The 25,289-nt window shown below is 62.3% G+C and carries 26 protein-coding genes; 10 read left to right on the top strand and 16 right to left on the bottom strand.

Annotation, left to right across the window (positions count from 1 at the left end; translation table 11 throughout):
• Positions 1–181: 181 nt before the first annotated feature.
• Both OKW45_RS33680 and OKW45_RS33675 read right to left on the bottom strand, forming a co-directional pair.
• On the bottom strand, positions 182–817 hold the full coding sequence (locus OKW45_RS33680; protein ID WP_429473154.1) for a LysE family translocator: 636 nt from the start codon (positions 815–817) through the stop codon (positions 182–184).
• Between the two features lie 105 nt (positions 818–922).
• Entirely contained in the window at positions 923–1,792 is an 870-nt protein-coding gene (locus tag OKW45_RS33675; protein ID WP_018418692.1) for an NAD(P)-dependent oxidoreductase, read from the bottom strand.
• Between the two features lie 93 nt (positions 1,793–1,885).
• Between OKW45_RS33675 and OKW45_RS33670 the strand changes: the two genes are divergently transcribed.
• On the top strand, positions 1,886–2,644 hold the full coding sequence (locus OKW45_RS33670; RefSeq protein WP_018418693.1) for a Mut7-C RNAse domain-containing protein: 759 nt from the start codon (positions 1,886–1,888) through the stop codon (positions 2,642–2,644).
• Positions 2,645–2,697: 53 nt separating this feature from the next.
• The gene (locus OKW45_RS33665) at positions 2,698–2,973 is read left to right on the top strand and encodes a hypothetical protein (RefSeq protein ID WP_018418694.1); all 276 of its coding nucleotides are present in this window, start codon (positions 2,698–2,700) and stop codon (positions 2,971–2,973) included.
• A 151-nt stretch (positions 2,974–3,124) separates the two neighbouring features.
• Here OKW45_RS33665 and OKW45_RS33660 read toward each other — a convergent pair whose 3' ends face one another.
• Both OKW45_RS33660 and OKW45_RS33655 read right to left on the bottom strand, forming a co-directional pair.
• Complete coding sequence (locus tag OKW45_RS33660; RefSeq protein ID WP_429473153.1) at positions 3,125–3,334, bottom strand: hypothetical protein; 210 nt, start codon at positions 3,332–3,334, stop codon at positions 3,125–3,127.
• 265 nt (positions 3,335–3,599) lie between these two features.
• A complete protein-coding gene (locus OKW45_RS33655) occupies positions 3,600–4,352 on the bottom strand; it encodes an IclR family transcriptional regulator domain-containing protein (protein ID WP_018418696.1) in 753 nt (250 codons plus the stop codon).
• Between the two features lie 236 nt (positions 4,353–4,588).
• Between OKW45_RS33655 and OKW45_RS33650 the strand changes: the two genes are divergently transcribed.
• Entirely contained in the window at positions 4,589–5,518 is a 930-nt protein-coding gene (locus OKW45_RS33650; protein ID WP_429473152.1) for a DMT family transporter, read from the top strand.
• 85 nt (positions 5,519–5,603) lie between these two features.
• Here the strand turns inward: OKW45_RS33650 and OKW45_RS33645 are convergent, their stop codons facing one another.
• The 5 genes from OKW45_RS33645 to OKW45_RS33625 all read right to left on the bottom strand — a co-directional run bounded on the left by OKW45_RS33645 (position 5,604) and on the right by OKW45_RS33625 (position 11,095).
• A complete protein-coding gene (locus OKW45_RS33645; protein WP_018418697.1) occupies positions 5,604–5,855 on the bottom strand; it encodes a hypothetical protein in 252 nt (83 codons plus the stop codon).
• Between the two features lie 778 nt (positions 5,856–6,633).
• The gene (locus OKW45_RS33640; protein WP_429473150.1) at positions 6,634–7,551 is read right to left on the bottom strand and encodes a DUF2242 domain-containing protein; all 918 of its coding nucleotides are present in this window, start codon (positions 7,549–7,551) and stop codon (positions 6,634–6,636) included.
• Positions 7,552–7,746: 195 nt separating this feature from the next.
• Positions 7,747–8,439: a lytic transglycosylase domain-containing protein gene (locus tag OKW45_RS33635; RefSeq protein WP_018418700.1), complete on the bottom strand. Its 693-nt coding sequence runs from the start codon at positions 8,437–8,439 to the stop codon at positions 7,747–7,749.
• A gap of 125 nt (positions 8,440–8,564) precedes the next feature.
• Entirely contained in the window at positions 8,565–9,851 is a 1,287-nt protein-coding gene (locus OKW45_RS33630; protein WP_429473148.1) for a cytochrome-c peroxidase, read from the bottom strand.
• 8 nt (positions 9,852–9,859) lie between these two features.
• Positions 9,860–11,095 carry an alkaline phosphatase family protein gene (locus tag OKW45_RS33625; protein WP_026225501.1) on the bottom strand — a complete coding sequence of 412 codons (1,236 nt, stop codon included), beginning with the start codon at positions 11,093–11,095 and terminating at the stop codon, positions 9,860–9,862.
• Positions 11,096–11,335: 240 nt separating this feature from the next.
• Between OKW45_RS33625 and OKW45_RS33620 the strand changes: the two genes are divergently transcribed.
• On the top strand, positions 11,336–11,596 hold the full coding sequence (locus tag OKW45_RS33620) for a DUF6723 family protein (RefSeq protein ID WP_018418703.1): 261 nt from the start codon (positions 11,336–11,338) through the stop codon (positions 11,594–11,596).
• Positions 11,597–11,647: 51 nt separating this feature from the next.
• Here the strand turns inward: OKW45_RS33620 and OKW45_RS33615 are convergent, their stop codons facing one another.
• The 6 genes from OKW45_RS33615 to OKW45_RS33590 form a co-directional block, all read right to left on the bottom strand.
• Positions 11,648–12,247 (bottom strand): rhomboid family intramembrane serine protease, encoded by a 600-nt coding sequence (locus OKW45_RS33615; RefSeq protein WP_429473147.1) that lies wholly within the window; start codon positions 12,245–12,247, stop codon positions 11,648–11,650.
• 162 nt (positions 12,248–12,409) lie between these two features.
• Complete coding sequence (gene glmS / locus OKW45_RS33610; protein ID WP_018418705.1) at positions 12,410–14,227, bottom strand: glutamine--fructose-6-phosphate transaminase (isomerizing); 1,818 nt, start codon at positions 14,225–14,227, stop codon at positions 12,410–12,412.
• Positions 14,228–14,286: 59 nt separating this feature from the next.
• Positions 14,287–15,648, bottom strand: a complete 1,362-nt coding sequence (gene glmU, locus OKW45_RS33605; RefSeq protein ID WP_429473146.1) for a bifunctional UDP-N-acetylglucosamine diphosphorylase/glucosamine-1-phosphate N-acetyltransferase GlmU — start codon at positions 15,646–15,648, stop codon at positions 14,287–14,289.
• A gap of 141 nt (positions 15,649–15,789) precedes the next feature.
• Positions 15,790–16,791, bottom strand: coding sequence for a tRNA 2-thiocytidine(32) synthetase TtcA (gene ttcA, locus OKW45_RS33600; RefSeq protein WP_018418707.1), 1,002 nt, complete (start codon positions 16,789–16,791; stop codon positions 15,790–15,792).
• A 3-nt stretch (positions 16,792–16,794) separates the two neighbouring features.
• Positions 16,795–17,190 (bottom strand): dihydroneopterin aldolase, encoded by a 396-nt coding sequence (locus OKW45_RS33595; RefSeq protein ID WP_018418708.1) that lies wholly within the window; start codon positions 17,188–17,190, stop codon positions 16,795–16,797.
• A gap of 91 nt (positions 17,191–17,281) precedes the next feature.
• The gene (locus OKW45_RS33590; RefSeq protein ID WP_018418709.1) at positions 17,282–18,109 is read right to left on the bottom strand and encodes an SDR family oxidoreductase; all 828 of its coding nucleotides are present in this window, start codon (positions 18,107–18,109) and stop codon (positions 17,282–17,284) included.
• Positions 18,110–18,296: 187 nt separating this feature from the next.
• On the opposite strand from OKW45_RS33590, the gene OKW45_RS33585 reads away from it, so the two are divergent.
• Positions 18,297–19,442 (top strand): tyrosine-type recombinase/integrase, encoded by a 1,146-nt coding sequence (locus OKW45_RS33585; RefSeq protein WP_429473144.1) that lies wholly within the window; start codon positions 18,297–18,299, stop codon positions 19,440–19,442.
• A gap of 17 nt (positions 19,443–19,459) precedes the next feature.
• Positions 19,460–20,944 (top strand): hypothetical protein, encoded by a 1,485-nt coding sequence (locus OKW45_RS33580; protein ID WP_429473143.1) that lies wholly within the window; start codon positions 19,460–19,462, stop codon positions 20,942–20,944.
• A gap of 123 nt (positions 20,945–21,067) precedes the next feature.
• Here OKW45_RS33580 and OKW45_RS33575 read toward each other — a convergent pair whose 3' ends face one another.
• Complete coding sequence (locus tag OKW45_RS33575; protein ID WP_429473142.1) at positions 21,068–21,352, bottom strand: hypothetical protein; 285 nt, start codon at positions 21,350–21,352, stop codon at positions 21,068–21,070.
• A gap of 33 nt (positions 21,353–21,385) precedes the next feature.
• Between OKW45_RS33575 and OKW45_RS33570 the strand changes: the two genes are divergently transcribed.
• The 4 genes from OKW45_RS33570 (at position 21,386) to OKW45_RS33555 (ending at position 25,212) form a co-directional block, all read left to right on the top strand.
• Positions 21,386–22,027 carry a hypothetical protein gene (locus OKW45_RS33570; protein ID WP_429473141.1) on the top strand — a complete coding sequence of 214 codons (642 nt, stop codon included), beginning with the start codon at positions 21,386–21,388 and terminating at the stop codon, positions 22,025–22,027.
• A gap of 129 nt (positions 22,028–22,156) precedes the next feature.
• Positions 22,157–22,708 (top strand): hypothetical protein, encoded by a 552-nt coding sequence (locus OKW45_RS33565; protein ID WP_429473139.1) that lies wholly within the window; start codon positions 22,157–22,159, stop codon positions 22,706–22,708.
• Between the two features lie 124 nt (positions 22,709–22,832).
• Entirely contained in the window at positions 22,833–24,092 is a 1,260-nt protein-coding gene (locus OKW45_RS33560) for a hypothetical protein (RefSeq protein WP_429473137.1), read from the top strand.
• Positions 24,093–24,441: 349 nt separating this feature from the next.
• Entirely contained in the window at positions 24,442–25,212 is a 771-nt protein-coding gene (locus OKW45_RS33555) for an endonuclease NucS domain-containing protein (protein ID WP_429473135.1), read from the top strand.
• Positions 25,213–25,289 lie beyond the last annotated feature (77 nt).

Below are 25,289 nucleotides of genomic sequence, written 5' to 3'. Positions count from 1 at the left end.
GCCCGCCTAGGTTGGCGGGCTGAATCCATATCAGAGGAGACATGGAGGAGACAAGACGAACTATAGCAAACCGCTTGGTGCGTTGCAACATGCAAATTAGGGTTGACCCTCGATGTTGCAAACATACAACGGTCACATTGGGACGGCTCAGTTTTCCCTTGTCTGCCGACACGCGCGGTGCTTAGTGCCTCACCAGCGCCATCATCGCGCCGAAACCGACGAATACACCGCCCGTCAGCCGGTTGAACATCCGCGCGACGCTGCGGCTCTTCAACCTGGCGCCGATGCGCGTGCCAAAACCCGCATACACCAGATACCAGCTGACCTCGATCGACGCGAACGTCACGAGCAGCACGCCGAACTGCGGCAACTTCGGCTGGGTTGCATCGATGAATTGCGGCAGCAGCGCGGCCGCGAACAGGATCGCCTTCGGATTGCTGCTCGCGACCAGAAAGCCGTTGCGAAATAGCGCGAAGCGCGAGCGCGCGGGCCTGGCCGCCAGGTCGTCGACGTTGTGCGCGGCGGTTTCGTCGGCCGGCGCGCGCCATGCCTTGATGCCTAGATACACGAGGTAGGCCGCGCCGATCATGCGCAGTGCGTTGAACATGGTCGGCCATGCCGCCAGAAACACGCCGAGCCCCGCCGCCGATACGGCCAGCATCAGCACCAGCGCCGACAGACAACCGGCCATCGTCGCGCTCGCGCGACGCAGGCCGTTCTGGGCGCCGTGCGTCATCACGAGCAGCATGTTGGGACCGGGAATCGCGGAAACGACGAAAACGGTGGCGGCGAACAGCCACCATGTATGCAGAGTCATCGAAATCGGGTGTAGGGGATCGGGCGGCTATTATGCCTTGCCGCCCAGCGCGACTCTTGCGGCCACGTAGCGTCGATCGCTGGCGTCCGGCGATCGACAGCGCCGTCAGCGGCCAGCCCGGCGCGTCGCGACCTGACCCAGCACCGCGAAATCCTTCTCGCCGTCGCCGTGCGCGATCGCCTCGATCAGGCTGTCCCGAACCACGCTCGCGACCGGCATCGGCGTCGTCACCGCATCGGCGGCGGCGAGCGCGAGGCGCACGTCCTTCAGTCCCAGACGCGCCTTGAACAGCGCCGGCTCGAAGCGCTGCTCGGCGATCAGCTTGCCGTAGCCGGAGTACACCGGTCCCGGAAACAGGCCGCTCGTGATCACGTCGAGGAAGTCCTGCATCACGAGGCCGTGGCCCGTCACGAGCGCGGCCGCTTCGCCGAGCGTCTCGATCGCCGCGCCGAGCATGAAGTTCGCGGCCAGCTTCATCACGTTCGCCTGCTGCGGCAGCGAGCCGATGCGCCAGGTCTTCTGGCCGAGTGCGTCGAAAATCGGCTGGATCCGGTCGATCGATTCGGCCGGGCCGCCCGCGACGATCGTCAGCTTGCCCGCGGCCGCGACGTCGGGCCGCCCGAGCACCGGTGCGGCGACGTAATGCACGCCGCGCGACGCGTGCGCGGTCGCCAGTTCCTCGGCGAGCGCCACGGAAATCGTCGCCATATTCGCGTGGATCAGCCCGCGCGGCGCATGTTCGAGCAACGACGCGGTGATGACTTCGCGCAGCGCGGCATCGTCGGCGAGCATCGAGAACACGGCGTCGCCCGCAAACGCTTCAGCCGGCGTCGCGACGACTTGCGCGCCCAGCCCGGCCAGCTCCTGGGCCTTTTCCGGCGAGCGGTTCCACACGCGCACCTGGTGCCCGGCTTTCAGAATGTTTGCAACCATCGCGGCGCCCATCTCGCCGAGACCGATAAAACCGATGTCCATCTATCGCTCCGTCTTCTAAAGAACCTGAAGTAGAGCACACTCATGCGACAAGCGCAGCACAACGCGCAACCCGAGCGGTGCGATACTGCAGGCATGGTCACCGCGACATTCCGCTTCTACGAGGAGCTGAACGACTTCATCGCCCGGCCGCTGCGCCGGCGCGCGTTCACCTGCGTCTGCGCGCGCGGCGCATCGACCAAGCACATGATCGAAGTGCTCGGTGTGCCGCATACCGAGGTAGAGCTGATACTGGTGAACGGCGACTCGGTCGGTTTCGATCATCCGCTCGCCGACGGCGACCGCGTCGCGGTCTATCCGAAATTCGAAGCGCTCGACATCCAGCCGCTGCTGCGCGTGCGCGAGCGTCCGTTGCGCGTGATGCGCTTCATCGCCGATGCGCATCTCGGCGGCCTCGCGCCGCTTCTACGGCTTGCGGGCTTCGATACGCTGTACGACAACCACTTTCCCGACGCCGATATCGAGGCGCTCGCCGCCGCGCAGCAGCGCATCGTGCTGACCCGCGACCGCGAGCTGCTCAAACGCCGCAACATCACGCATGGCTGCTACGTGCGCGCGCTGCGGCCGCGCGAGCAGCTGCGCGAAGTGTTCGAGCGGCTCGACCTCGCGCGCAGCGCGCAACCGTTTCGACTATGCCTCGTATGCAACGCGCCGCTGCGACGCATCGCACGCGAGGAAGCCGGCCCGCGCGTGCCGCGCGGCGTGCTGCAGCGGCACAGCCGCTTCGTGACCTGCGATGTATGCCGACGCGTGTTCTGGGAAGGCACGCATTGGCAGAGGATGCGCGCGTTGATGGACAGCGTCTCCGCCGGCGCACCGGACCGTGTCGGCTGACGCCCCGCGCTTGCGTACAATGCGGGTTGATCTATTTGGCAGAGGCCTTTCCGATGATGAAAAAAACCGACCTTGAAAAGAACAAGGCGCTGAAACTGGGCAACGCGATGAAACAGGCGACCGCTAACCGCGGTGGCAAGAACGCGGCGACCGAGCCGAAGATCGACCGGCGCGAGCAGCGCAAGCTCGATCAGGCGCAAGGCCTCGTCCCGTTTGCGTGCAAGCTCAACGGCGAGCTGGTGGAGGAGCTGAAAACGCGCGCCGCCAGTCATCCGGACGGCCTGAACGGGCTGCTGGATGAAGTGATCCGGCGCGGGCTCGCGGGCTGATCTTCCCGCGCGCAAAATCCGCCGCAAAAGCAAAAAGGCCAGAGCGCGAGCTCTGGCCTTTTTGCTGGCAACGCATCTGCCGCCACCGGCTGCACCGACCGCCAAACGGTGCGGCGCAGCGCTATGTCGCGCCCGACGAGCGCGCGTTGGCTTAGTTCTGCGCGCCCTTGTCGTTCGTGCCTGCTGCCGAAGCTGCGGCGGAAACGTGTGCCTTCTTGCCGTGGGTCTTCAACTGCTTGATGTGGTGCTTCTTCGGTGCGCTTGCCGCTTCCATAGCAGCGGCATCCGATGCCTGCGCGAAAGCCTGAACGGAAACGAGTGCGATCGAAGCGGCTGCGAGCGAGACGATAACTTTTTTCATGTGTTGATCCCCAAACCAGACGACTGAGTCAATGTGAATGAATACAGCTGCACGGTAGAGCGGCTGGACTTCGAGGTGCCTTGTGCTCCCCGCGGGAGAGTATTACCCAGGCGTAGGCGGTTTGTCATGCGCAAAACTCGATATGTATTTTCCGGGAGACAGCCTGCTTTCAGAGTGCTTTCATCTACCTGCAAGCCGCAGCGGAGACCCTACCAGGTCCCCGTGAAGCCGCCGCCCTCGCGCCTCGCCGACCGCTTCGCGGCGCTCAAACCAGGTTCCGCAGCAGGCTCGCGGTCTCCTGCAGCGCCGGCAAAACGCGGTGCAGCGCGGCGTTCGCCGACTCCTCGCCGATCGGCATGCTGACGCTGATCGCCGCGACCACCGTACCGTGCCGGTCGCGCAGCGGGACCGCGACGCCGCGCACACCGATCTCCAACTGCTGGTCGGTGACCACGTAGCCGTTGCGGCGGATTTCGCCAAGCACTTCTCTGAGCCGTTCGACCGTCGAATAGGTGTACGGCGTGAAAACCTTGATCGGATACGACGCGAGCCACGGGTCGATGCTGTCGGGTGGCTGGAACGCGAGCAGCACGAGCCCCGCCGACGATAACGGCGCCGGTGCGCGCGAGCCGGTCACGAAGCCGACCGCCATCGCCCGATTCACGCCGTTGCGCGCGACGTAGACGACGTCGTGTTCGTCGAGGATCGCGACCAGCGCGGTTTCCTGCACGGTCGCGGTAATCCGCTGCAGGAACGGCTGCACGGTGCGCGGCAGCCGCGCCGAATCGAGGTAAGACTGGCCGAGCCGCAGCACGCGCGGCGCGAGCCAGAACAGCTTGCCGTCGGTGTCGACGTAGCCGAGCTCGCGCAGCGTCAGCAGATAGCGGCGCGCAGCCGTGCGCGACAGGCCGGCGCGCGCGGCGACCATCGTTGGCGTCATGCGCGCGTGCTCTTCGTCGAATGCTTCGATGATCGCGAGCGCCTTCGCGGCGCCCGCGATCCAGTCCTTGTCGTCCATTTCGTTTGCTCGTGGAAGGAGCGGGGGATCGCGGTCGGATCCGCAAGTCGCTTGATCACCGCGATCCGCAGGCCGGCGACCGCACGGCCCTTGCGCGATTATCGCGCGACACGCGGGCTTTGCCTGCCCGGCGCGCGAGGCCCGCGTATCATGTCAGCGATTCCTTACCGGCTGAGCACCGCGTGGCGCGCCTGCGCGGCTTCCCAGCGCGATCCAAAGACAAATCAGAAGAAATCTTGAATCCCGATACCCGCCAACACCTGCGCGCGAACGTGCTGATGCTGATCGCCGCGATGATTTGGGGCTCCGCGTTCGTCGCACAGCGACTGAGCCTCGATACGATCGGCCCGTTCCTGTTCACCGGCTTGCGCTTTCTGCTCGGCGCACTCGTCGTGCTGACGATGATCGTCTGCATGCGCCGCGCGGCGCTCGCCGAGCTGACGAAGCGCGCGCCCGGCGCAGCCCGCGAACTGCTTGGCGCGGGCGGGCTGCTGGGCGTCGTGCTGGCTGTGTCGATCTCGCTGCAACAGATCGGCCTGCAGTACACGAAGATCGCGAACGCGGGCTTCATCAGTTCGCTGTATGTGGTGATCGTGCCGCTGCTTGGCGTGCTGTTTCGCCACCGGACTGGCCTCGGTACGTGGCTTGGCGCGCTACTGGCGGCCGTTGGCATGTACTTCCTGAGCGTCGACGAGCACTTTTCGATGCTGTACGGCGACTGGTATCAGCTCGCCGGGGCGCTGGTGATTTCCGCGCAGATGATGCTGGTCGGCCGCTTCGCGGCTCGCCACGACACGCTGATGCTCGCATTCGTGCAGTTCGTGACCTGTGGGCTCGTGTGTCTATCGATCGGCCTTGCCGTCGAACCCTTTAGCGCCGCGATAATTGCGCGAGCCGCGCCGACGATCGCGTACGGCGGCGCGTTATCGGTGGGCGTCGCGTATACGATCCAGGTGGTCGCGCAGCGCTACGCGGCGCCCTCGCATGCGGCGGTGATTTTCAGCATGGAAGGCGTGTTCGCGGCGTTCGCGGGCTGGCTCGTCCTCGGCGAAACGCTGACGACTCGCGCGTTGTTCGGCTGTGCGCTGATGCTCGCGGGATTGATCGTGTGTCAGGTACTGCCGGGCTGGAAACGCGCCCGGCAGCGTGTGCCGCAAGTGTCGTGATTTACAGCGTTATAAAACGATTCGACGCCGACGCCCGGTTCGCGATGCGCGATTGCGCGCCGACAGGCGTCTTGCCCCTTCCCAACTAAGCCGCGCGCGGATGAGCGAATAGGCTCGGCGTATCGGCGGTTGGCGGAAACACGCACCAGCAGCCGTCGTCGTGGCGAAAGAAGAACAATCCCCGCCCGCCCTGTTCCGACGACGTCTCCACCCGCACATATCGCCGCCCGCCCGCGCGCGTGCGGCTGAACTCCGTCACGTGAATCGGCTCGGCCGGCGATGGCGAAAGCCACTTCTCGACCAGAAACCGCAACGACCGTTCGCTCGCGGCTCTCATGATCTGCTCCGGAACAGCTTGTCGCGCTGCGCATCGCGCGTGGATTCGGGACTGTCGTCGTCGCGAGTGGCGTCGCCCTCGGCAGCCTCGGCGGCTGCCAGCGCCATCATCCGACTGGTCGCGGCCGCGCGCAGCGAACTGCAATGGGCCGCATGTCGAAGGTCCACCAGAAGACGGACTAGCTGTCGTGCTGATCTGCGTTTCATACATCCCCCGCACTGCACCAGAAACCTCACAAAGCACTTTAACTCTATGCCGGATTGTTCGTTGGGCAAATGATTTTGACTAAATAGCAACAGTTGCGCTTGCAATAAGAACGCGCGCAATCTTCGTACCGCGTAATCAATGTGCGCGTTCGGTGGGCGGAAATCTGTGCGTTGGCGAGCGCTTCGCATGGTGCGAAGCGTCGATGCGGGAGCAACGGGAAGTGTCGTTCGGAGGCGTGGTTATCCACAGCGAGCTCTGAATAACTTCGGGATAGCGCGACGAACAGCCTGTGCGCGAAATCTTGATAAGGATCAGGTCGGCTAACGGGTGCTCAAACTTATCCAAGTTATGTAGTTTTTCTACCGACGTGTTCCGCAGGGTTATAGGTTTCGCATGACGTTGAAGCGGCGCGACATTCGCGACTTATCCACAGAATCGGTTAACCCTTGTTAACTACTACTACGTATGTATACGCATTAAGTAAACACCATAAGGTGAATATCGCTACGCGCCTGAATCAGAGGCTGATCGGATCTTGATCAGCCTCGATGCGAATGCCGCTGCGCCGCTGTCACGGCACCAGAGGCGCCGTGCCGCTCGTGGATTCGATCGCTGCAGCCTGACCAATCGGGTCGGCGGGTTGGACCCGCGAGGATGTCGACGGTGTCGTCAACGGAACCGGTGCGGGCGCGGTTAACTGCACTGGCGCGGGCGCTGACTGGACCGGCTGAGCCGCAGCTGGTGGCGTCACCGCGACAGGCTTGTCGGTCGTCGGTTGGGCGAGCGCTGGTGACGTCGTCTGAACCGGCACGGTCGGCGTCGCGTGAACTGCAGCGGAAGTGGTCGCCGCTACCGGCTCGGGCACTGGCTCAGGGATCGTCAGTTGAAGCGGCGCTGCTACCGGCATCGGCAGCGTCCGCGTCTCGATCGGGCTGCTCGTCACCGGCTGCGTGCGCACGACCGTCTGCAAGTAATGATCGACGAGACGGAAAAAGCGGTCATAGAACTTGCCCGACGGAATCGTCTCGCTCGAGATCTTCACCATCGCGTCGCTATTCGAGCGAATCGGCAGCGACAGCGAACCGAGCACGCTGAGCCCGACGCTCGCCGACGTATCGCTCTTCTTCAACGCGAAGCCGTTCTGCACCGCGTTCACATACACGATGCTGGTATCGGCCGCCTCTTCGCCGGGCGTGCACACGACGTGAAATTCGACGACCACGTGCGAATCGCCGGTAGGCTGAAAATTCTTCGTGCCGTCGACGGTATCGGGACGCGACATCGTCGTCAGATAGCCTTGGCTCAGCAATGCGCGGCGCGCGGCTTCGCAGCTATCGCCCGTACTCGAATTGAAATTGCGCGCGTACGGGCTTGCGCCGGTTTCGAATAGTTCCTGAGTGAATTTGGGTTGCGGCGTGCTGCTGCATGCCGTGAGCGCGACCAGCCCGAACAGGGCCGCGGCGGTGGTGCGGGAAAAGGGGTTCTGCATGATCAGTTGCGAGAAGCGCCTCGTGAGCGCGAATGGAAATGCATTGTAGAGCGGCCAGCGTCACGTGCGTAAAAAGCGTGCAAGGTGCAGCCCGGACCCTGTTACAGCGGAAAACAGCGCGTCAACTTGATGCACGCCGCCGCGCCCTCGCAGCGCAAACGGGTGAAAATGCGAGAAAAGACTGCGCGTGCGGGCCTAGTTCGATGTTGTGCGCGTCGAGCCCACCGTCGCGGCCGAAGTCGACCCAGAGTTCGCGGCCGACGATGCCGCAGCTGCCCCGCTCGCGACGGGTGCCGCGGATGCAACGAGCGCCGCCGGCACGCTGAACGCGTCGGCCCACGGGTTCGCGCTGGCGCAACGATCCGCCTCGCACGACGCGGCCCGCCCAGCGGCCCCGGAAGCGCCCTCAGAGGGTGTCGCAACCGCCGCGAAATCCTCCACGCGCAGATTCACCTTCTGCGCATAGGCCTTCGAGCCGCCATAGCTCTTGAGCGCGGTATTCAGATCGCCGTTCGCCGAGCGCATGTAGCCGTATAGAATCGCCGAGCCCACTTCGATGTTCGCAACCGGCTCGGTCAGATCCTTCACGTTGCGCAGCAGCCCGCGGTGCGCCTGCGGCACGACCTGCATCAGCCCTGTCGCGCCATTGGCGCCGCGGGCTTTTTCCTTGAAGCGGGATTCGATCGAGATGATGGCGAGCAGCAGCGCCGGAGGAAGGGAGTATTTGTTGGCGGCGGACTGCACCGCATCGGAGATCTTTTGAGCCTTTTCCTTGCCCACACCGAACTTATGCGTCAGGTACGCCGATATTCGGTCGGTGTTTTCGTCGGCCGCAGCGGTTTGCGCGAGGCCGAGCGAAAGCACGATCAGGCAAAGTAACCGGCTCATAGTGGACGTCGGAGGAAGCAAAGATCCGCGCATTATAGCGCCGCTGCGTCGGGCGGCGCCTTTCTTCGGCAATTTTTGTCTTTTAAATCAAGGGTGACCGGAACTCGTCCCGCTTTCCGACGCATTCATTTGACCGCTTTTAACTTCAGGTCATAGCCGTCGCTCAGCGTCGCGAGGAACGCGGCGACGTCGTCGATATCACGCTCGGACCAGACCGGACGTTCGCCCGTTTTGCGCGTCAGCGGCTCGTCGGTCGTATCGACGTTCACGCGCAGTGCGACCGGCAGATCGTTGAATTTGTCGACTTTGCCGTGCGCATCCTTTGGATACCACTTGTCTGGGTTCGTATCGCGTTGCACGTAGAAACGCAACGCCTCTTTCAGCGTGTGGAAGCGACCGTTGTGAAAAAACACATGACGCGTCGCGGTATTGCGCAGCGATACCGACTTGAACAGTCCGCAGTTCAGATTGTCGCTCTGATCCGTACGCAATGGTCCGCACAGGCCCATGTCGAAATACTTCGGATCGGCGTTGATCTTCAGTTCAGCGTTGCGCGGCACGCCAAGCGCCTGAAAGTTGAAGTCGGTGAAAAGCGGATGAGCGCCGTTCACGCCCGACTGGTCGATATGACAGGATGCGCAATTGCCGCCGGCGGGGTCGTCGAACAGTTTTTTGCCGTGCAACTCTTGTGCAGTTAGTTGCACTTTCCCGTCCAGGTAGTAATCGAACTTGCTCGTGTACGGATGAAAACTCGGGTCTTCGAGCTCGAAGCGCTCGATCGCGTACATCGCCAGGGTGAAAGCCTTGGTCGGATCGGCAAAAATGTTCTGGCCGAATACTTCCTTGAAGCGCGCAGCGTACGGCGCGCGCTGCATCTTCGCGAGCAATGCGGCCGGATCCTTGTTGGCCATCTCGTTCGGATTGAACAGCGGGAAGCTCGCCTGCTCGTGCAGAAAGTTGAAGCGCCCGTCCCAGCCAAAGCCGCCGACCGGCGCGTTGTCCGTTTCGCTGAGCCGCTCGGACAGGCTCGCCGCCTGCGCATGCGTCCAGATCGGCGTACGGTTCAGCACGTAGCGCAGGCTCGGCACCGCGCGCGTGCCCTGCTGATGCAAGTCCGCGCCGCCGAGTTGCGCGGCGAGACCGTTGGGCGGCCCGTACGCGTGCTCGGGACTGTGACAGCTCGCGCACGACATCTTGCCCGAGGCCGACAGCGCCGGATCGAAGAACATCAGTTTGCCGAGCGCGGCGGCGTCGCTATAAACGGGCTTCGCATCGGCGGATGCCGGTGTCGCATTCGACGCAACAGCGGGCGCCGCACCGGGTCCCCCCAATAACGCGCCGCCCATCAGGGCGGCGAGTGCTATCCGACGCGCGCTTGCGCGCGCCGTGAATCGCATGACAGAAGACAGCATCGAGTCTTTTACAGGTTCGTGAAGATGTCGCTGCCGAACCCCACCAGACCTGCCTGTCCCGCATAACCGAGGTGGTCCAGCTGGAAGATGTCCTCGATGCTCTTCAGCATCGAATAGTGGTTGTACGGCACCGTGGACACCGTACCCGGCTTGATGAACTTCGAGATCATCACGGCGCCGGTCTGGTCGCCGCCGTAGCTCGATTTGGTCAGGTTGATCGTGATGCCGTTATAGGCGAGCGACGAAGTCTCAGGGAACGACGGCAGGTTCGGGCCGGGTTGCTGGCTACAGCAGGTCGTGCCGGCAAATACCAGGTCCTCGCCCGACGCGGACTGCGTGACCGTCGCGTAGCTGCTTTCGTCGAAGTTGATGATCAGCAGGCCATCCTTCTGGAACGCCGGCGATGCGGTAATGATCGGCACCCACTTCTGCAGGAACGTGTTCGCGCTCGTCAGGCCGCCCGGCTGGCCGTTCACGCAAGGTGCGTCGTGGCCGTCGTCGCACAGGTTCGGCGTGATCAGGTTGAAGTTCGCCGTGGTCGAGACCGATTGCAGATCGTTCTGCAGGTTATTCAGATTGACGACGTGCTGTCCGCAGTCCGGCGAATCGATGATCGAATGGAAGTACATGAACGGATTGTGGCGCGTCGCATACTGGTCGCCGAGCGGCACGGCCGCGCTCGGCGCTTCGGCCGACTGCGTCAGGTCCGTCGTGTTCAGCGTCGGATGGCCGCAGGTGGCGGCTTCGCGCGACGGATCGTTGCCCATGTCACCTTCATAGCCCTTCCACGTATAGCCCGCTGCCTTCAACTGGTCCGGCAACGTCTTCACGCTCGCCGGATACACGCAGCCCGAGCCGATCGCCTGGCCATCGGACGTCATGCCGGTCAGCTTGAAGTCCTGATAGGTCATGCAGTCGTTGTCGGTCTCGTTGGTCGGCGACTGGCCGCTGATCATCGAGATGTAGTTGTCGAGACTCACGTGGCCCGTGCCGTAGTACTGCTGCACGAGCGCGCCTTGCGATGCCAGTGTTTGCGCGAGATACGGCGCTTTGGTGTTGGCGCCGAATGTGGTCGCGTAGTTTTCGTTTTCGAGCGTGATCACGAACACGTGGCGAATCTGCTGCTGTCCGGTCAGTTGCAGCCCGCCGGACGAAGAAGACGAGCCGCAGGCGGCCACGATCAAAGCGATTAAAGCCGCGCAAGCGGCCATGATGAATGCGCGTAGCCCAATGCGGTGTGACATGTTCGTTGACCTCTGTTGCTGTCTTTTTGTTGCCCTGTCGGGAATGCCGTTCTATTTGCGGGCAGACTTTATGGAGCGCCTATGACATTGCCGTGAAAGTTGACATTAGTTCACCGATAAAACCGTTGGCGAATCAGCGGGTTGCCCACTCGATTCACGCTTCGCGCCGATTTGAGACAATGCCCGTCGAACGCGCGCATCGTTGCGCGCCGCCTCAACGAACAACTGATGTTTTCAGCTATGAGCAAGACCGCGTTTATTCCCAGCGTCCCCGGCACGTCGGAGGACGACTTCGAGATTTCGGCGAGCGCGAAAATGGCCGGCTACCGGCGCTTCTTCGGCGTGTTGAAGGTGGTGCGCACGACCGACGGCCGCATGCTGTTTCCATTCGATGGCGCGCCCGAACTCGGCCCACACGCGAGCCGACTCGAAGCGCTCGCGGCCGCGCAGGTGTATGGCGAACACATCGTCGCGAGCGATCTGGAGCGGCCGGAGTTGTAGGATTCGTCGATCGTCCGGCGATATGCCGCTACGCGAAAAAATGCAGGTGGGTCAGCGCACGCTTACCCGGTTCGCCGCGCCGCTCCGCGCACGCGCGGCGAGCACACCACCGAGCACGCCGCCGACATGGCTCTGCCACGACACATCCGGATAGATAGGCAGTACGCCGAACAGCAGGCTCAGACCGTAGCTGCTGACGACGACCAGGGCTACCAGGATCGACACGAGATTGCGCGTGTAGTAGCCGCGGGCGACCAGGTAGCCCGCATAGCCGAACACCAGCCCACTCGCGCCGATATGCACCGAATACGACGCGCCGAACAGCCACGCGCACAGGCCCGCGCCGAGCATCGCGCCAAGGGTCGCGCGCCAGAAGCCGGCGATATCCGGCCACGTACACAGCCAGCCGAGAACGACGAGCCCGCTCGTGTTGGCGGCGATGTGCCCGAGGCTCGCATGCAGCCACGGCGCGAACAGGATCCCCTGCAAGCCGCCGAGCGAACGCGGCACGACGCCGTGCTCGTTCAGATGCAGGAACGGTAACGCAACCGACAGAAAGAACACCGCCCACATCGAACCGACGAACAGCGCGATTAGCACGACGCGTGACTTCAGCTGTTCGGTTAGCGTGTTGGGAGACGAGGTCTTCATGATGACGAGGCCACGTGGGATGTCGACAGAGGGTAGTCGATGTGGCGTCGTCACGTCGAGGCATCGTGGCAAGACAGATGCCGATGGTGTTTCGTCCGCCGGACCGCATGGCGGCGCGGCGGATCGCGTGAGCTTGCGTCCCGGTTTGCCGCTACGTCTTCGTCACTCCACCGTCACCGACTTCGCCAGGTTCCGCGGCTTATCCACATCCGTGCCACGCGCACAAGCGGTGTGATACGCGAGCAACTGCAGCGGCACGACGTGCAGGATCGGCGACAGCAAGCCATAGTGCTCCGGCATCCGGATCACATGCAGTCCTTCGCCGTTGACGATCTTCGTATCGGCATCGGCGAACACATAAAGCTCGCCGCCGCGCGCGCGCACTTCCTGGATGTTCGACTTCAGCTTTTCGAGCAGCGCGTCGTTCGGCGCGACCGTCACCACTGGCATCGCTTCGGTCACGAGCGCCAGTGGCCCGTGCTTCAGCTCGCCAGCCGGATACGCCTCGGCGTGGATATACGAAATCTCCTTGAGCTTCAGCGCGCCTTCGAGCGCGATCGGATAGTGCATGCCGCGTCCGAGGAACAACGCATGTTCCTTGCGCGAAAACTCCTCCGACCACGCGATGATCTGCGGCTCCAGCGCGAGCACGCTGTTGAGCGCCGCCGGCAGGTGGCGCAACTGCTTCAGATAACTCGCTTCCTGCTCGTCGTTCAAACGTCCGCGCAGCTTCGCGAGCGTTGCCGCCAGCGTGAACAGCGCAACCAGCTGCGTCGTGAATGCCTTGGTCGACGCGACGCCGATCTCGCGGCCCGCGTGCGTGAGGAACGACAACTCGGTCTGCCGCACCATCGCGCTCGTGCCGACGTTGCAGATCGCGAGCGTGTGCTTGTGGCCGAGCTCCTGCGCGTGCTTGAGCGCCGCGAGCGTGTCGGCGGTTTCGCCCGACTGCGAAATCACCACCACCAGCGACTTCGGATTCGGCACCGACTCGCGATAGCGATACTCGCTCGCGATCTCGACCTGAGTCGGAATCTTCGCGAGCGATTCGAGCCAGTACTTGGCGGTGAGCCCCGAGTAATAGCTGGTGCCGCACGCGAGAATCAGCAGGCTGTCGATGTCCGCGAACACCTGGCGCGCGCCTTCGCCGAAGATCGACGCATCGAACGCGTCGGCCTGAGGAATCGTGTCGGTGATCGCGCGCGGCTGCTCGAAGATTTCCTTCTGCATGAAGTGGCGATACGGGCCGAGTTCGACCGCGCCGCCATAGGCCGCGACCTGGCGCACCTCGCGTTGCGCGGCCTCGCCCTGACGATCGGCGATGCGCACGCCATCGAGCGACAGTTCGCAGACGTCGCCTTCCTCGAGGAAGATGAAGCGCTCGGTGCTGCCTGCGAGCGCGAGCGCATCCGATGCGAGGAAGTTTTCGCCGTCCCCGAGCCCGACCACGAGCGGCGAGCCCTGGCGCGCGCCGACCACCGTATGCGGCTGATCCTTGTGCAGCACCGCGATCGCATACGCGCCGTGAAGTTGCGCGATCGCCTCGCGCACCGCAGCGAACAGGTCGCCGTGATACAGGCTATGGATCAGGTGCGCGATAACCTCGGTGTCGGTCTGCGAGACGAACTCGTAACCCTTGCCGCGCAGCATTTCGCGCAAGGTCTCGTAGTTTTCGATGATGCCGTTGTGTACCAACGCCAGCGCATCCCGCGAGAAGATCGGGTGCGCGTTGTCGGTGACCGGTGCGCCATGCGTGGCCCAGCGTGTATGCGCGATGCCCGTCACGCCTTCGAGGTGACTGTCGCGCACCTGGCCTTCGAGGTCGGCCACGCGCGCGACGCTGCGCGCGCGGCTCGGCCCGCGAACGCCGAGCACGGCGACGCCGCACGAATCGTAGCCGCGATATTCGAGGCGCCGCAGTCCTTCGATCAGGACGGGAACGATATTACGTTGCGCAACCGCGCCGACAATGCCGCACATGGTGTATTCCTTTTCAGTGCCGGATTCAGTGAGCGCGCCTCGTGGGCACGCCGTATCGATCAGCTTTTCTTTTTGACAGGGCGCACGTAGCCCGTCTTGCTTGTCTGGGTTTTATCGTTCAACACCAGCACGTCGGCGGCGACGTCCTTCCACACTGTGGTGCCGGCCGCGATCGTCGCGCCGCGCTGCACGCGCACCGGTGCGACCAGTTGCGTGTCCGAGCCGACGAACACGTCGTCCTCGATCACGGTGCGGAATTTGTTGGCGCCGTCGTAGTTGCAGGTGATCGTGCCCGCGCCGATATTCACGCGCGCGCCGACATCCGCATCGCCGATGTAGGTGAGGTGGTTGGCCTTCGAGCCATGACCGAGCACCGCGTTCTTGATCTCGACGAAGTTCCCTACATGAGACTCGTCTTGCAGCGCCGCGCCTGTGCGCAAGCGCGCATACGGACCGACAACGGCCTTCGCGCCGACTTCCGCGCCTTCGATGTGCGTGAACGCATCGACGCGCGTACCGGCGCCGATACTCGCGTTGCGAATCACGCAGTTCGGCCCGATGCTGACGTTGTCGGCCAGCGTCACAAGGCCTTCGAACACGCAGTTGACGTCGATCGACACATCGCGGCCGCATTCGAGCGTGCCCCGCACGTCGACGCGCGCCGGGTCGGCGAGCGTCACGCCCGCGACCAGTAGTGCGTCGGCGACATTGCGCTGATGAATCCGCTCGAGCTCGGCGAGCTGCTGCTTGCTGTTGACACCGAGCGTTTCCCACTCGTCGTCGGGCTGCGTGGTGACGACTTCGAGGCCGGCTTCGATCGCCATTTCGACCGCGTCGGTCAGATAGAACTCGCCTTGCGCGTTGTCGTTTCTGAGCGCCGCGAGCCAGCCGGCAAGGCGCGCGGTCGGCGCGACGATGATGCCGGTGTTGATTTCGGCGATCTTCAGCTGCTCGGGACTCGCGTCCTTCTGCTCGACGATGCGTTGCACGTTGCCGTGCTGATCGCGCACGATGCGGCCGTAACCGGTCGGGTCGTCGAGCGTGACGGTGAGCACGCCGTAGCCGTCCTGGCCGGCACGCCCGGTCAGTGCGCGCAGCGTTTGCGCGCGCGTGAGCGGCACGTCGCCATAAAGTACCAGCGTGGGCAACGAAGGATCGAGCAGCGGCAGCGCCTGCTGCACCGCGTGGCCGGTGCCGAGCTGTTGCTGCTGCACCGCGAACTGGACATCGGGCGCCGCGACGGCTTCGCGCACGGCTTCGGCGCCGTGGCCGATCACGACGATCAGGCGCGCGGGCTTCAGCGCGCGGGCTGTGTCGATGACATGAGCGAGGAGCGGCCGGCCGGCCAGAGGATGGAGCACCTTGGGAAGCGCGGACCGCATGCGCTTGCCGGTACCTGCCGCCAAAATGACGATGTTCATGGCGTCGGCAAATAGACGAGTTTGGAGCGGACGATTCTATCATGCTGCACCTGCAAAAAAGGCCGCAAACGCGGCCTCGGCAGGGCTTGCAAGCCAGCGGAAAAGCGCCGGAATGCCGCCGGAACAGGCACTTTTCGCTCGCTACAGGTCGTCGAACTGGACCAGCGAAATGGTCTTCGCACTGGTGAGCGGCGCGCCTTCGTCGCCGCTCGAGCATGGTTCTTCGTCGAACGCGATGTCACCTTGCGGGTCGGCTTCGCCGGTCGCGCGCAGCCCCGCGAACGGAAACAGCTGGTGATCCATCAGATGCGACGGCACCACGTTCGACAACGCATTGAACATGTTCTCGATGCGGCCCGGGAAACGCTTTTCCCAGTCGCGGACCAGCGCCTTCATTTCCGCGCGCTTAAGGTTTGGTTGGCTACCGCACAGATTGCACGGAATGATCGGGAATTCACGCAGCTCGGCGTACTTCTCCAGATCGGTTTCCTTCACGTAGGCGAGCGGCCGGATCACGATGTTCTTGCCGTCGTCCGATTGCAGCTTGGGCGGCATGCCCTTCAACTTGCCGCCATAGAACAGGTTCAGCAGCAGCGTTTGCAGGATGTCGTCGCGATGATGGCCGAGCGCGATCTTGGTCGCGCCGAGCTCGCCGGCGACGCGATACAGGATGCCGCGCCGCAGCCGCGAGCACAGCGAACAGGTGGTCTTGCCCTCCGGCACGAGCCGCTTGACGATGCTGTAGGTGTCCTGATTCTCAATGTGAAACGGGATGTCGAGCTGGGTCAGATACTCGGGCAGCACGTGTTCGGGGAAGCCCGGCTGCTTCTGGTCGAGGTTTACCGCGACGATGTCGAAATTGATCGGCGCGCGCTCGCGCAGCCGCATCAGGATCTCGAGCATCGCGTAACTGTCCTTGCCGCCCGACAGGCACACCATCACCTTGTCGCCGTCCTCGATCATGTTGTAGTCGCCGATCGCCTGGCCGACCTGGCGCGCGAGACGCTTGAAGAGCTTGTTGTTCTCGTACGCTTCCTTCTGCTCGCGGCGCGTGAGCGGCGATTTCGAGGCGCGGGCGGCGCTCGGTGCCGCGGTGGCCTCGGCGGCCTGGTTGCCTGCGTTCAGCATTTCCGGTGCGTTCATCGCTCAGTCCTCCTTGATGCGGAAGACTTCGACGCCGACCGCATCGCAGTCCGGATACACGTCCGGCTTTTCGGTCGACACGCGCGCGCCGCGCACCTGCGGATGTTCGAGCATCGCGCGCACGAGGTCGTCGCACAGCGTTTCCTGCAGATGAATATGGCCTTGCGAGACGCGCCTGGCGATCGTCGAGCGCATGAAGTCGTAGTCGACCACTTCGGTGAGCTTGTCGTGCACCGGCGTGGACATCGTGAGCGGCACGAACAGTTCGACGTTGATCACGACGCGCTGCTCGCCGCGCTTTTCGAAGTCGTGCACGCCGATATTGATGTGCACTTCGTAATTGCGCAGAAAAAGCCGGCGGCAATCTGCGAGCCGGGGGTGCGAAAGAGCGGCAAACATGTTCGTTCCAGTCCAAAAAAGCGTGCGGGGCACGCAAAGGGGCGCTTCGCCACACGCGATGGCCGCCTCGAAGGCCGGCCACGCGCGCGTGTCAGGCGCCCGTCAAAAACATCACGTCGCGCGGCAGCGGCACGAGATGCTGCCCGCCGTCGACCACCAGCGTCGTTCCGGTAACGCCGGCTGCATCCGCGAGATACAGCGCGGCGGCGACGATATCCTCGGGCCGCGACGCACGGCCAAGAGGCGTCATACGGTGAGCGGCCTCGAACCCGTGCTGGGTCTGGTCGCCCGACTGCATGGTCAGCCCGGGCGCGAGCCCGACCACCCGGAGCTTCGGCGCGAGCGCCTGAGCGAGCGCGACCGTCGCGGTCTGCAGCGCCGCCTTCGACAGCGTGTACGACAGATAGTCCGGGTTCATGTTGTACAGCTTCTGATCCAGCACATTGATGACGACGCCGCGCTGGCTTTCGTCGCGCAACGCCGCATCGGGCATCGCTTCGTAAAGCATGCGCGCGAGCACGAGCGGCGCGCCGACGTTCATCGCGGTCAGCTTCAGCAGCAACTCGTAGCCGACGTCGCGCGCCGTGTCTTCCTCGAAGCGCGACGCGTTATTGACGATGCACGACGGCCGCCCGAGCGCAGCGGCACAGTCGGGCAGCAGCCGGGCGACCTGCGCCTCGTCGCCGAGCTCGGCGTGCAGCGCGACCGCGCGGCGGCCCAGCGCGACGATCTGCGCGACCACTTCGTCGGCGTCCTCACGCGAGGCACCGTAGTGCACGGCCACGTCCCAGCCGCGCGCGGCGAAGCCGAGTGCGAGCGCGCGCCCGATGCGGCGCGCGGCGCCCGTAATCAGCACGACGCGGGGCGTTTCGGGCGGCAGTTCAGCCGCGCGGGCAGCGATGTCCGGAGAAACGGTCATTTACAATGAAATCCACTACGCCGAATAAAATTCATAATAATCAGCATTTTAACCGAATTTTTGAGTGCTCTTTCCGCCTTCTGGCACACTCTTGGCACAACTGGTATAAAGCACCACGACAACCAGCGACAATCGAACATGGTTGCCGCGAGGCTTTCAGCCTGACGATGGCGGGGTAAAAAATAATATGGCAACGATCCGTGAACGCAAGGACGCACAAGGAAACAAGTCATACCACGTCCAGATCCGGCTGAAAGGCTTTCCCCCACAGACCCGAAGTTTCGACAGCAAGACCCTCGCAAAGCAGTGGGCTGCGCAGGTGGAGGCCGATTTACGAGCAGGACGCTACATGCAGCGCGTCGAAGCCGAGCGCCATACCGTGCATGAGATGATCGACAGGTATCGCAAGGAGGTCCTACTTACCCGCAAGCCACAACGCGAGGCAGATCAAGGCCGAGTCCTCGACTGGTGGGCATCCCGGCTTGGCGCGTACAGTCTCGCCGAGCTCACGCCCGCGTTGATCGGCTCCTGCCGCGACGAGTTCGCCAGCATCCCCACTCCCAACGGCGGGACGCGTGCGGCCGCCACTGTCGTTCGCTCCCTCGCGACATTTTCGCATGTGCTGAGCGTCGCTGTGAAGGAATGGCAATGGCTCGAAACCTCGCCGATGTCCCGGGTCGCCAAACCACGCGTCAATAACGAACGCGTGCGCCATCTAAGCGACGACGAGCGCGAGCGGCTTCTGGCTGCCACAGGGCAGTCCACGAGCCGCTACCTGCATGTCATCGTCGTTACCGCGATCTCAACCGGCATGCGGTACAGCGAAATCATGCATCTGCGCTGGCGTGACATCACGTTGCCTGATCAAGACGGCGATTATGGACTCATTCTTCTGAACCGCACCAAGAATGGAGAGCGGCGTGGTGTCCCCCTGACCGGCGTGGCGCTGCTGGAAATCAAACGCATGAACGCCGGGCTTACGAGGACCAACGCGGGCCGAGCCGAACCGGGCGAGTTGCTATTTCCGAGCGACCGCCGGGCCGACCAGCCGATGAATATCCGCCCGGCGTGGGATGCTGCGCGACGTAAAGCTGGCATCGAAGACTTCCGGTTTCACGACCTCCGGCATACGACAGCCAGTTATCTTGCGATGGGCGGTGCGACCGCGCCTGAGATCGCCGAAATCCTCGGGCACAAAACCCTCAACATGGTGAAGCGCTACGCACACTTCGGGAAGGATCACATTGCCAGCGTGCTCACGCGCGTCAATGCGGCCCGCTTCGGCACGGAGTCGAAGCCGAAGGACGATCAAGCATCGCCAGACGTGGCATAACACCTCAAACATCGGCGATGACCACTCAAACCAGCTTCCTTCTAAGCATTCCACTCGATCAAGGCAAATACCCGTTTGCCCTTGATAAAAAACAATTGGAGATGACTGGTGACGAATGGGCGTGGAAATTCCTTCGACTCAACCCTGGATATCGCCGAGACTATGAGCTTCTCCGAGATCAGCCGGCATGGCTAAAAGACCCCAAAAAACCAAGTCCGCAACATTGGCAAGATAGCGAATGGTTTGAGCGAGCTAAAGAACTCGACGTTCGATATTACAGCCAGAACGGCAAGGTCTTGGGGCCTCAGTGCAAGTGGCCGCACGCGGAACCCGTCGCTCTCAGCGCGTTTCTTGAAACCCGTCCCGATATCAAGCTACGTGACCTCCGTGTACGAGACTTCGACAGTACCCGTCTTTACGGCATCGGGGACTGGTTTGATCCGTCCGAGCGGACACTTCCTAAGTTGGCTACGGGACAGTCATGGTTTTTTAACCTCACCGATCCGATTTACGAGATTGGCATGCCGTTTTTCGCGGGACGCGAGAGCGTATGGAAAATTAGTCCACTCGGAAATCGTATTTCTGTTGGCTACACGGGCCAAGCAAAGTTCATAGAATCTCCCGTCGTTTACGGGCAGATCGAAAGCTGCAACGATCTCGGCGAGAGGGTAATCAGTTTCGGCAGGATCGACAATCTTCCTCCGCAACGCGTGCTCCAAATGCGTGACAAAGACCGGAAACTCATTCGCAACATCAATGCCCCGGCTATCACGCCATTTCCTTTGGCCGGGTTTACGCGCCAATCCGAGATGGCTTTTGCGGTTAGTCTCGATGCCAACATCAAACCGCAGCTACACGCGAATCAGGAGGCTGCACAACAGTTCCAGGAATTACTGTGCCGGACATCCTTGCTGCACGTCGCGGACCGTGTTCCCACTGATTCTGAACCGCAGGTGTTTCCATTCCTACCGAATCGGACCGCAACAATTCCGTTCAACGCAATACGAAAGGAACTCTCCGATCTGGCCCGGGAGCCTGCGAGCGCGTGGCAGAACTGGCACGTCGTATTGATTGACGTCGCCCATCATCTACCCCGGCAGTTCGAGATAATCGGAGCGCAACTATATGCCGTTCAACAACGGCTCGGACCTTCAAAACGCCTCGCCAATTCGATACGGCAAAGGGCAGGTACAGCGAACCCGAAGGAGTTCTGGTTAAAGCGGGCACTCTGCATGCTTGAATTGCAACTCGTACTTCCTAAACGAGCGACCTCTCCGACCGGGGCGGGCCGCATCGCAAAGGCAATCTACGATGCGGCTGACCCTTACCATAAATGTATCTGGGGGGAGAGCGGATGGCAGCATGCTCCCAAAGGCCCTGCGCCTGACTTCGAAACGTGCAAGGATGCGCTCCGAACGGGTATCAACCTTGCAATGCACCAGTACACATTCATGATCGGCGCAGCGCCCGGCGATCTTGTCACTGGCGAGACATCATCCTAATTGAGCGGCATCGGCCGCCGACAGATCAGATCGCCGCGACCAGCCAACAATCCCTCGACTGGATCATCCTCTTCAAGCTCATCCCAATGCTAGCCGCTTACTCGGATGCGGTAAGCCGCCTCATTAATCCTCCAAGCTATCGGCCTGTCCGCGGGCTACTGTACTCATCAGTAACACTGCACGGCCCGCGCGCAGCACCCGTAACCGGATTTTCTGGGGCTTTCTTATTCCCCCCAAAATCATCAGCGAGCGCAGCGTAATCACGGAATCCTCCATCCCCTTGATTTGCCGACATTTTTTTAGTGCGGCGGTATAAATCACTCGCAGCAAACCCTTTTCATCGTTGTTCCTTATTTGCCCTGTTTTGTCCTCGTCAGTTGCGATGGAATACGGATTGGCCGTAGGCATCAACCGCCGTTTCCAACATTGCCAGGAGCATCGATGGACATACAACATCCCGCATCTTCGCTTTCGAAGAACCCTGCCGAACCCGGCCGTTCGCCAAGGGTGACCGGGCAGATTGGCTCGCGCAATGACGCTTTCTGTCCTGCCATCCAGAAGGTTGGATTTGACCCGACGCGGTCCAAACGCCAGCCAGTGCAATACTGGTCTGGCCCGACGTGGGAAGTAAAGCACGGCCAGTTGGTGCTGATCCTTCCCGGCCAACCACGCTCGCACGCACTCGCCACCCGGGCTGAGGGCGAGGTCAAGCAGGCCGAGGCACGGAAAACCGCGGCCAATCACGCGGACCAGACTCCGGCAACAAGTCCCCCAGCCGGGTTGGCAGAAGATACGCCGCCCTGCCAGAAGCCGCGCAAGTGCCGCCACGCCAAGCCTAAAGCTGAGGCGGGGCCTTTGCCACTGGAAAGCCGCCGTTGGCTCACGATCAAAACAACCGCCCAACGCTATCCCTACACGGAAGGCGCGCTGCGGCATCTTGTTTTCCAAGCCGAGCAGTATGCGAAGCATCCCAAAAGCGGGCTGAAATCCAATGGCTTTCTGGCTTGTATTGTTCGCCCCCAAGGTGCGCGCCGCGTACTGATCGATGCGGAGCAATTGGAACGGTGGCTGCAAGGTCAATAACCCGATAGGTCCGGCAGGGTGGCTACGCGCATAGCGATCCAATTATGTCGATTGCCGACGTTTCAAGATCGTGCCTGGCGCCACGAGTGGCAATAGACGGTCACAGAAACCCCAATAAAGGATTCAACTATGGTGCTCGACAAAAAGCGGCTGACTCAAACTCAGAACACAGCCCGGCCTCAAAATTCCTCGCACAGGGATCAGGCGAACGGACAGCTTCGCCTTTTCTCGGACGACGAACGCGTCGGGTTTTCGTTCCAGCACGATGCCACGCTGGTCTGCCAAGGACTGTCTGCGATATTCGTCGCGTCTGGAACCCAATACCGACTGAAGCCGATTCCGAAGATGCCCGAAACCGCTCTTGCGCGCGTCATGATGACGATGGTTCAGTTGCACCACGAGCGCGACTCGTGGCGCCCCAACTTGCAGAAAGCGGGTGATGTGATCGAGCACACGCTGAAAAGCGGCCCCCAATGCGTTATCGCCTTGTGGGGTAAGGTTCAGAACCGTTTCGTTGGCGTTCTAAACGAGGAAGGGCTTCTGCAATTCCATTTTCCGCACCCCGACCAGTGGGCAGATATCGGCCTCGACTGGCTCCTCGCCGAACGTTGTGGTTGCGGGCGCTTCGATTGCGATCCTGCGCCGTTCCGACGGCTCCCCTGCCCCGAAGCAGATTGGTAAGCGACAGCCGACCGAGGCACCGAAGACCTCACTGGCGAACTGCACTGCAGTCACCCCACGCACACACGTCTGCGGTTAAAGCAATGGCGTGTGCACTACTAAAATACACTCGCTTTTTGCAGCCATGATTGACCTAATTATCGTCGAAGGCCCACTCGGCACACCTCAAGACCACCACGGGAAGCGTCTTGCACATGTTGGCGTCCGTCGACTTTCCAGCCATAAAGTCAAGCCCACTGCCACGTTCGTCAGCAGCCCGCTCACCGGCGCGCAAATGGAAGTCCGGTACTGGATCGAGAACGCTGGAGGAAAGCCGCTCGCAGTAGCGTCAGTGAAGATTCCGTTGGCATCTGCGACCATCGGCCAAAACTATGCTCATGCGGGCCTCGCTGATATTCGACTGGAAATGGAGTGCGCGGCGACGCTGACGAAGATCGCACTTACTGTCTGCGGATTTTCGGAGGACGAGGTGGCGTATTTCATGAAGCATACCCGGACCGATTTGCTGGAGTTGACATGGCACACGCAGACGAATAGCAGGAATGCGCAGAGGAACCTGATGAAACGAACCCGTGAAGCGTTCGAAGGTCTGCGTTCGCTTAGCAGCCGCCACGATATGTCTGTTCGTCACGTGGAGTTCCGCGAGAAGAACAAGGCGTGCAGCCTGCTTGTTACGCTGAAGACGGGCGACGAGTTTCGCCAGTACCCGAAATACGACCAGATCATGGCAAGAACCAACCGGGGCAAGAGCAAATATGCCGTCGCGCCGGAGATCAAATCTTGTGTGACGCGGCTTCATGATGTGATCGAAACCCACGGTCGCAACGAGATCATTTTCGGCCCCGATACGCTCGCCGAGCTTGGACTGTCCCATCCCAACGCGTGGTCATCGGAATCGCTGCGAACTGCGATTGACCAATTTTGGCGCCGCGCCGGTCTGGATTCCGAAGCGCGGCGATTCGATCCGAGCCTACTCGGCGCAGCCGCTGCACAGACGTTGGCTCTTTACGACGCCGGGGAATTCGTTGCGCAGTCACTGTCTGCTGGGACGTTCACGCGGCACCGCAAAGAAATCCTCGCTGCGGGCGGCCCTGACATTGATCCGCGTGCTGCGGGGCTGGCCGACAAGCTGAAATCAGTAGGTCGACAGATTTGCTACGACAAACGTTGGCGGATTCCGGGCGAGTTTCGGCATCTGGTGCTTTGCGATGCGACGGCCCCAGCCATTATCGTGGAGTTGAAAAACGGCCTCGGCTATATTCGGGATGGTGTGGAGCCAGAGTTTCGAGATGATGGGGCGCGCGATGCATGGCTGGCCCGATGGAAAGAATACATCCAGCGCGAACGACTGTGGGACCCACAGTTCGGCATCCACCGGAAATAAGCCGCATGACTCGCGCCGACCGCGCCCCCGAAGTTTCTCATGTTTGTCGTGGGTGGCGCGCCGTTGCAAAAAGGTGTGTCGTCATTTCGCTATGGCTTTGTCGCATTACGCCACAGTTTTCGATACGGATCTGTCGGGGTTTCAGACGTGGCGATGGCGTTTAGCCAAATGCAATGGCTACTACCGCTGGGCGCCTTGGCGGTAGGCGACCCCATCGGCAACGGCCATGTCGTTCACGGAAGCGCACTCTCGCGCTCGCACCGAGTTGGTCGCTTCGAGCCGGGCACTGTCCGCTAGAATGAGCTACCCCATAACGGAGGCACTGCCTCGCCGAGAAGAGAAACCGCGTATGGAACGACAAAACCCGAAGCGCTATTCGATTGTCGAGGCGATGCCCGACGGCGGCGTGCAAGTGCACGAAATGAAGAAGTGGTGCCGGCTGCACCCCGAGCAAACGCCGGCCGGGATGTCTGCGGCGGCCAGTGGCGGCGACAATTCGCAGCGGTTGCGCCGAGGCTTCGAAAAAATGGGGTGGAGCGTAGTCGAAACATCGGCGGAAGTGCGCATCCAGCGTCCGGGCGAAGCAGGCCAGGCCGAAGAACTCCTAGGCGACATAACCGGCGACACCGAGTCACTGTCCGAATCCGGTGACGACACCGAGTCGCTCGCCGACACCGTTTTCCACCTAGAACGGCAGTTGCAAGAGTTCATCGCCGACAACCTCGAATCAATTCCCGTCAGTGGCAAGCGCCTGCATCTCTATTCCGACGGCGTATCAGGCGGCCGCGAGTACCCCACGAGCAGTGGCCGGCGGATCGACATTCTCGCCATCGACGACGACGGCAATTTCGTGGTCTTCGAGTTGAAGCGAGGCGAGGCGCCGGACAGAGCCATTGGCCAGATCACGAGCTATATGGGCTGGGTGTCGCTGAATCTCGCGCGCGGTAGGGCCGTGAGCGGAGTCATCGTCGCGCGCTCGATTAACGGGAGCTTGCGCGAAGCGATCGCCGTCGTGCCGAATGTCTCGCTCTTCGAATATCGACTCCGATTCGACCTCAACGCGATTGGTATGGCCGAGGCTACCCTGCCCAAGGAATCCGCCTCGCCGGCCGCGCGCTGAGCTGCGCCATCGTCGTTGGCCGTTTATTCGCAGAATCATGGCCCACTCGGGTTGCTTTCGTGCTTCGACGCCTCCGC

Source organism: Paraburkholderia lebeckiae (assembly GCF_050436225.1).
GTDB classification, from domain to species: domain Bacteria; phylum Pseudomonadota; class Gammaproteobacteria; order Burkholderiales; family Burkholderiaceae; genus Paraburkholderia; species Paraburkholderia tuberum.
The sequence above is the reverse complement of the archived record's forward strand: the minus strand, read 5'-3'. Positions and strand labels throughout refer to the sequence as shown.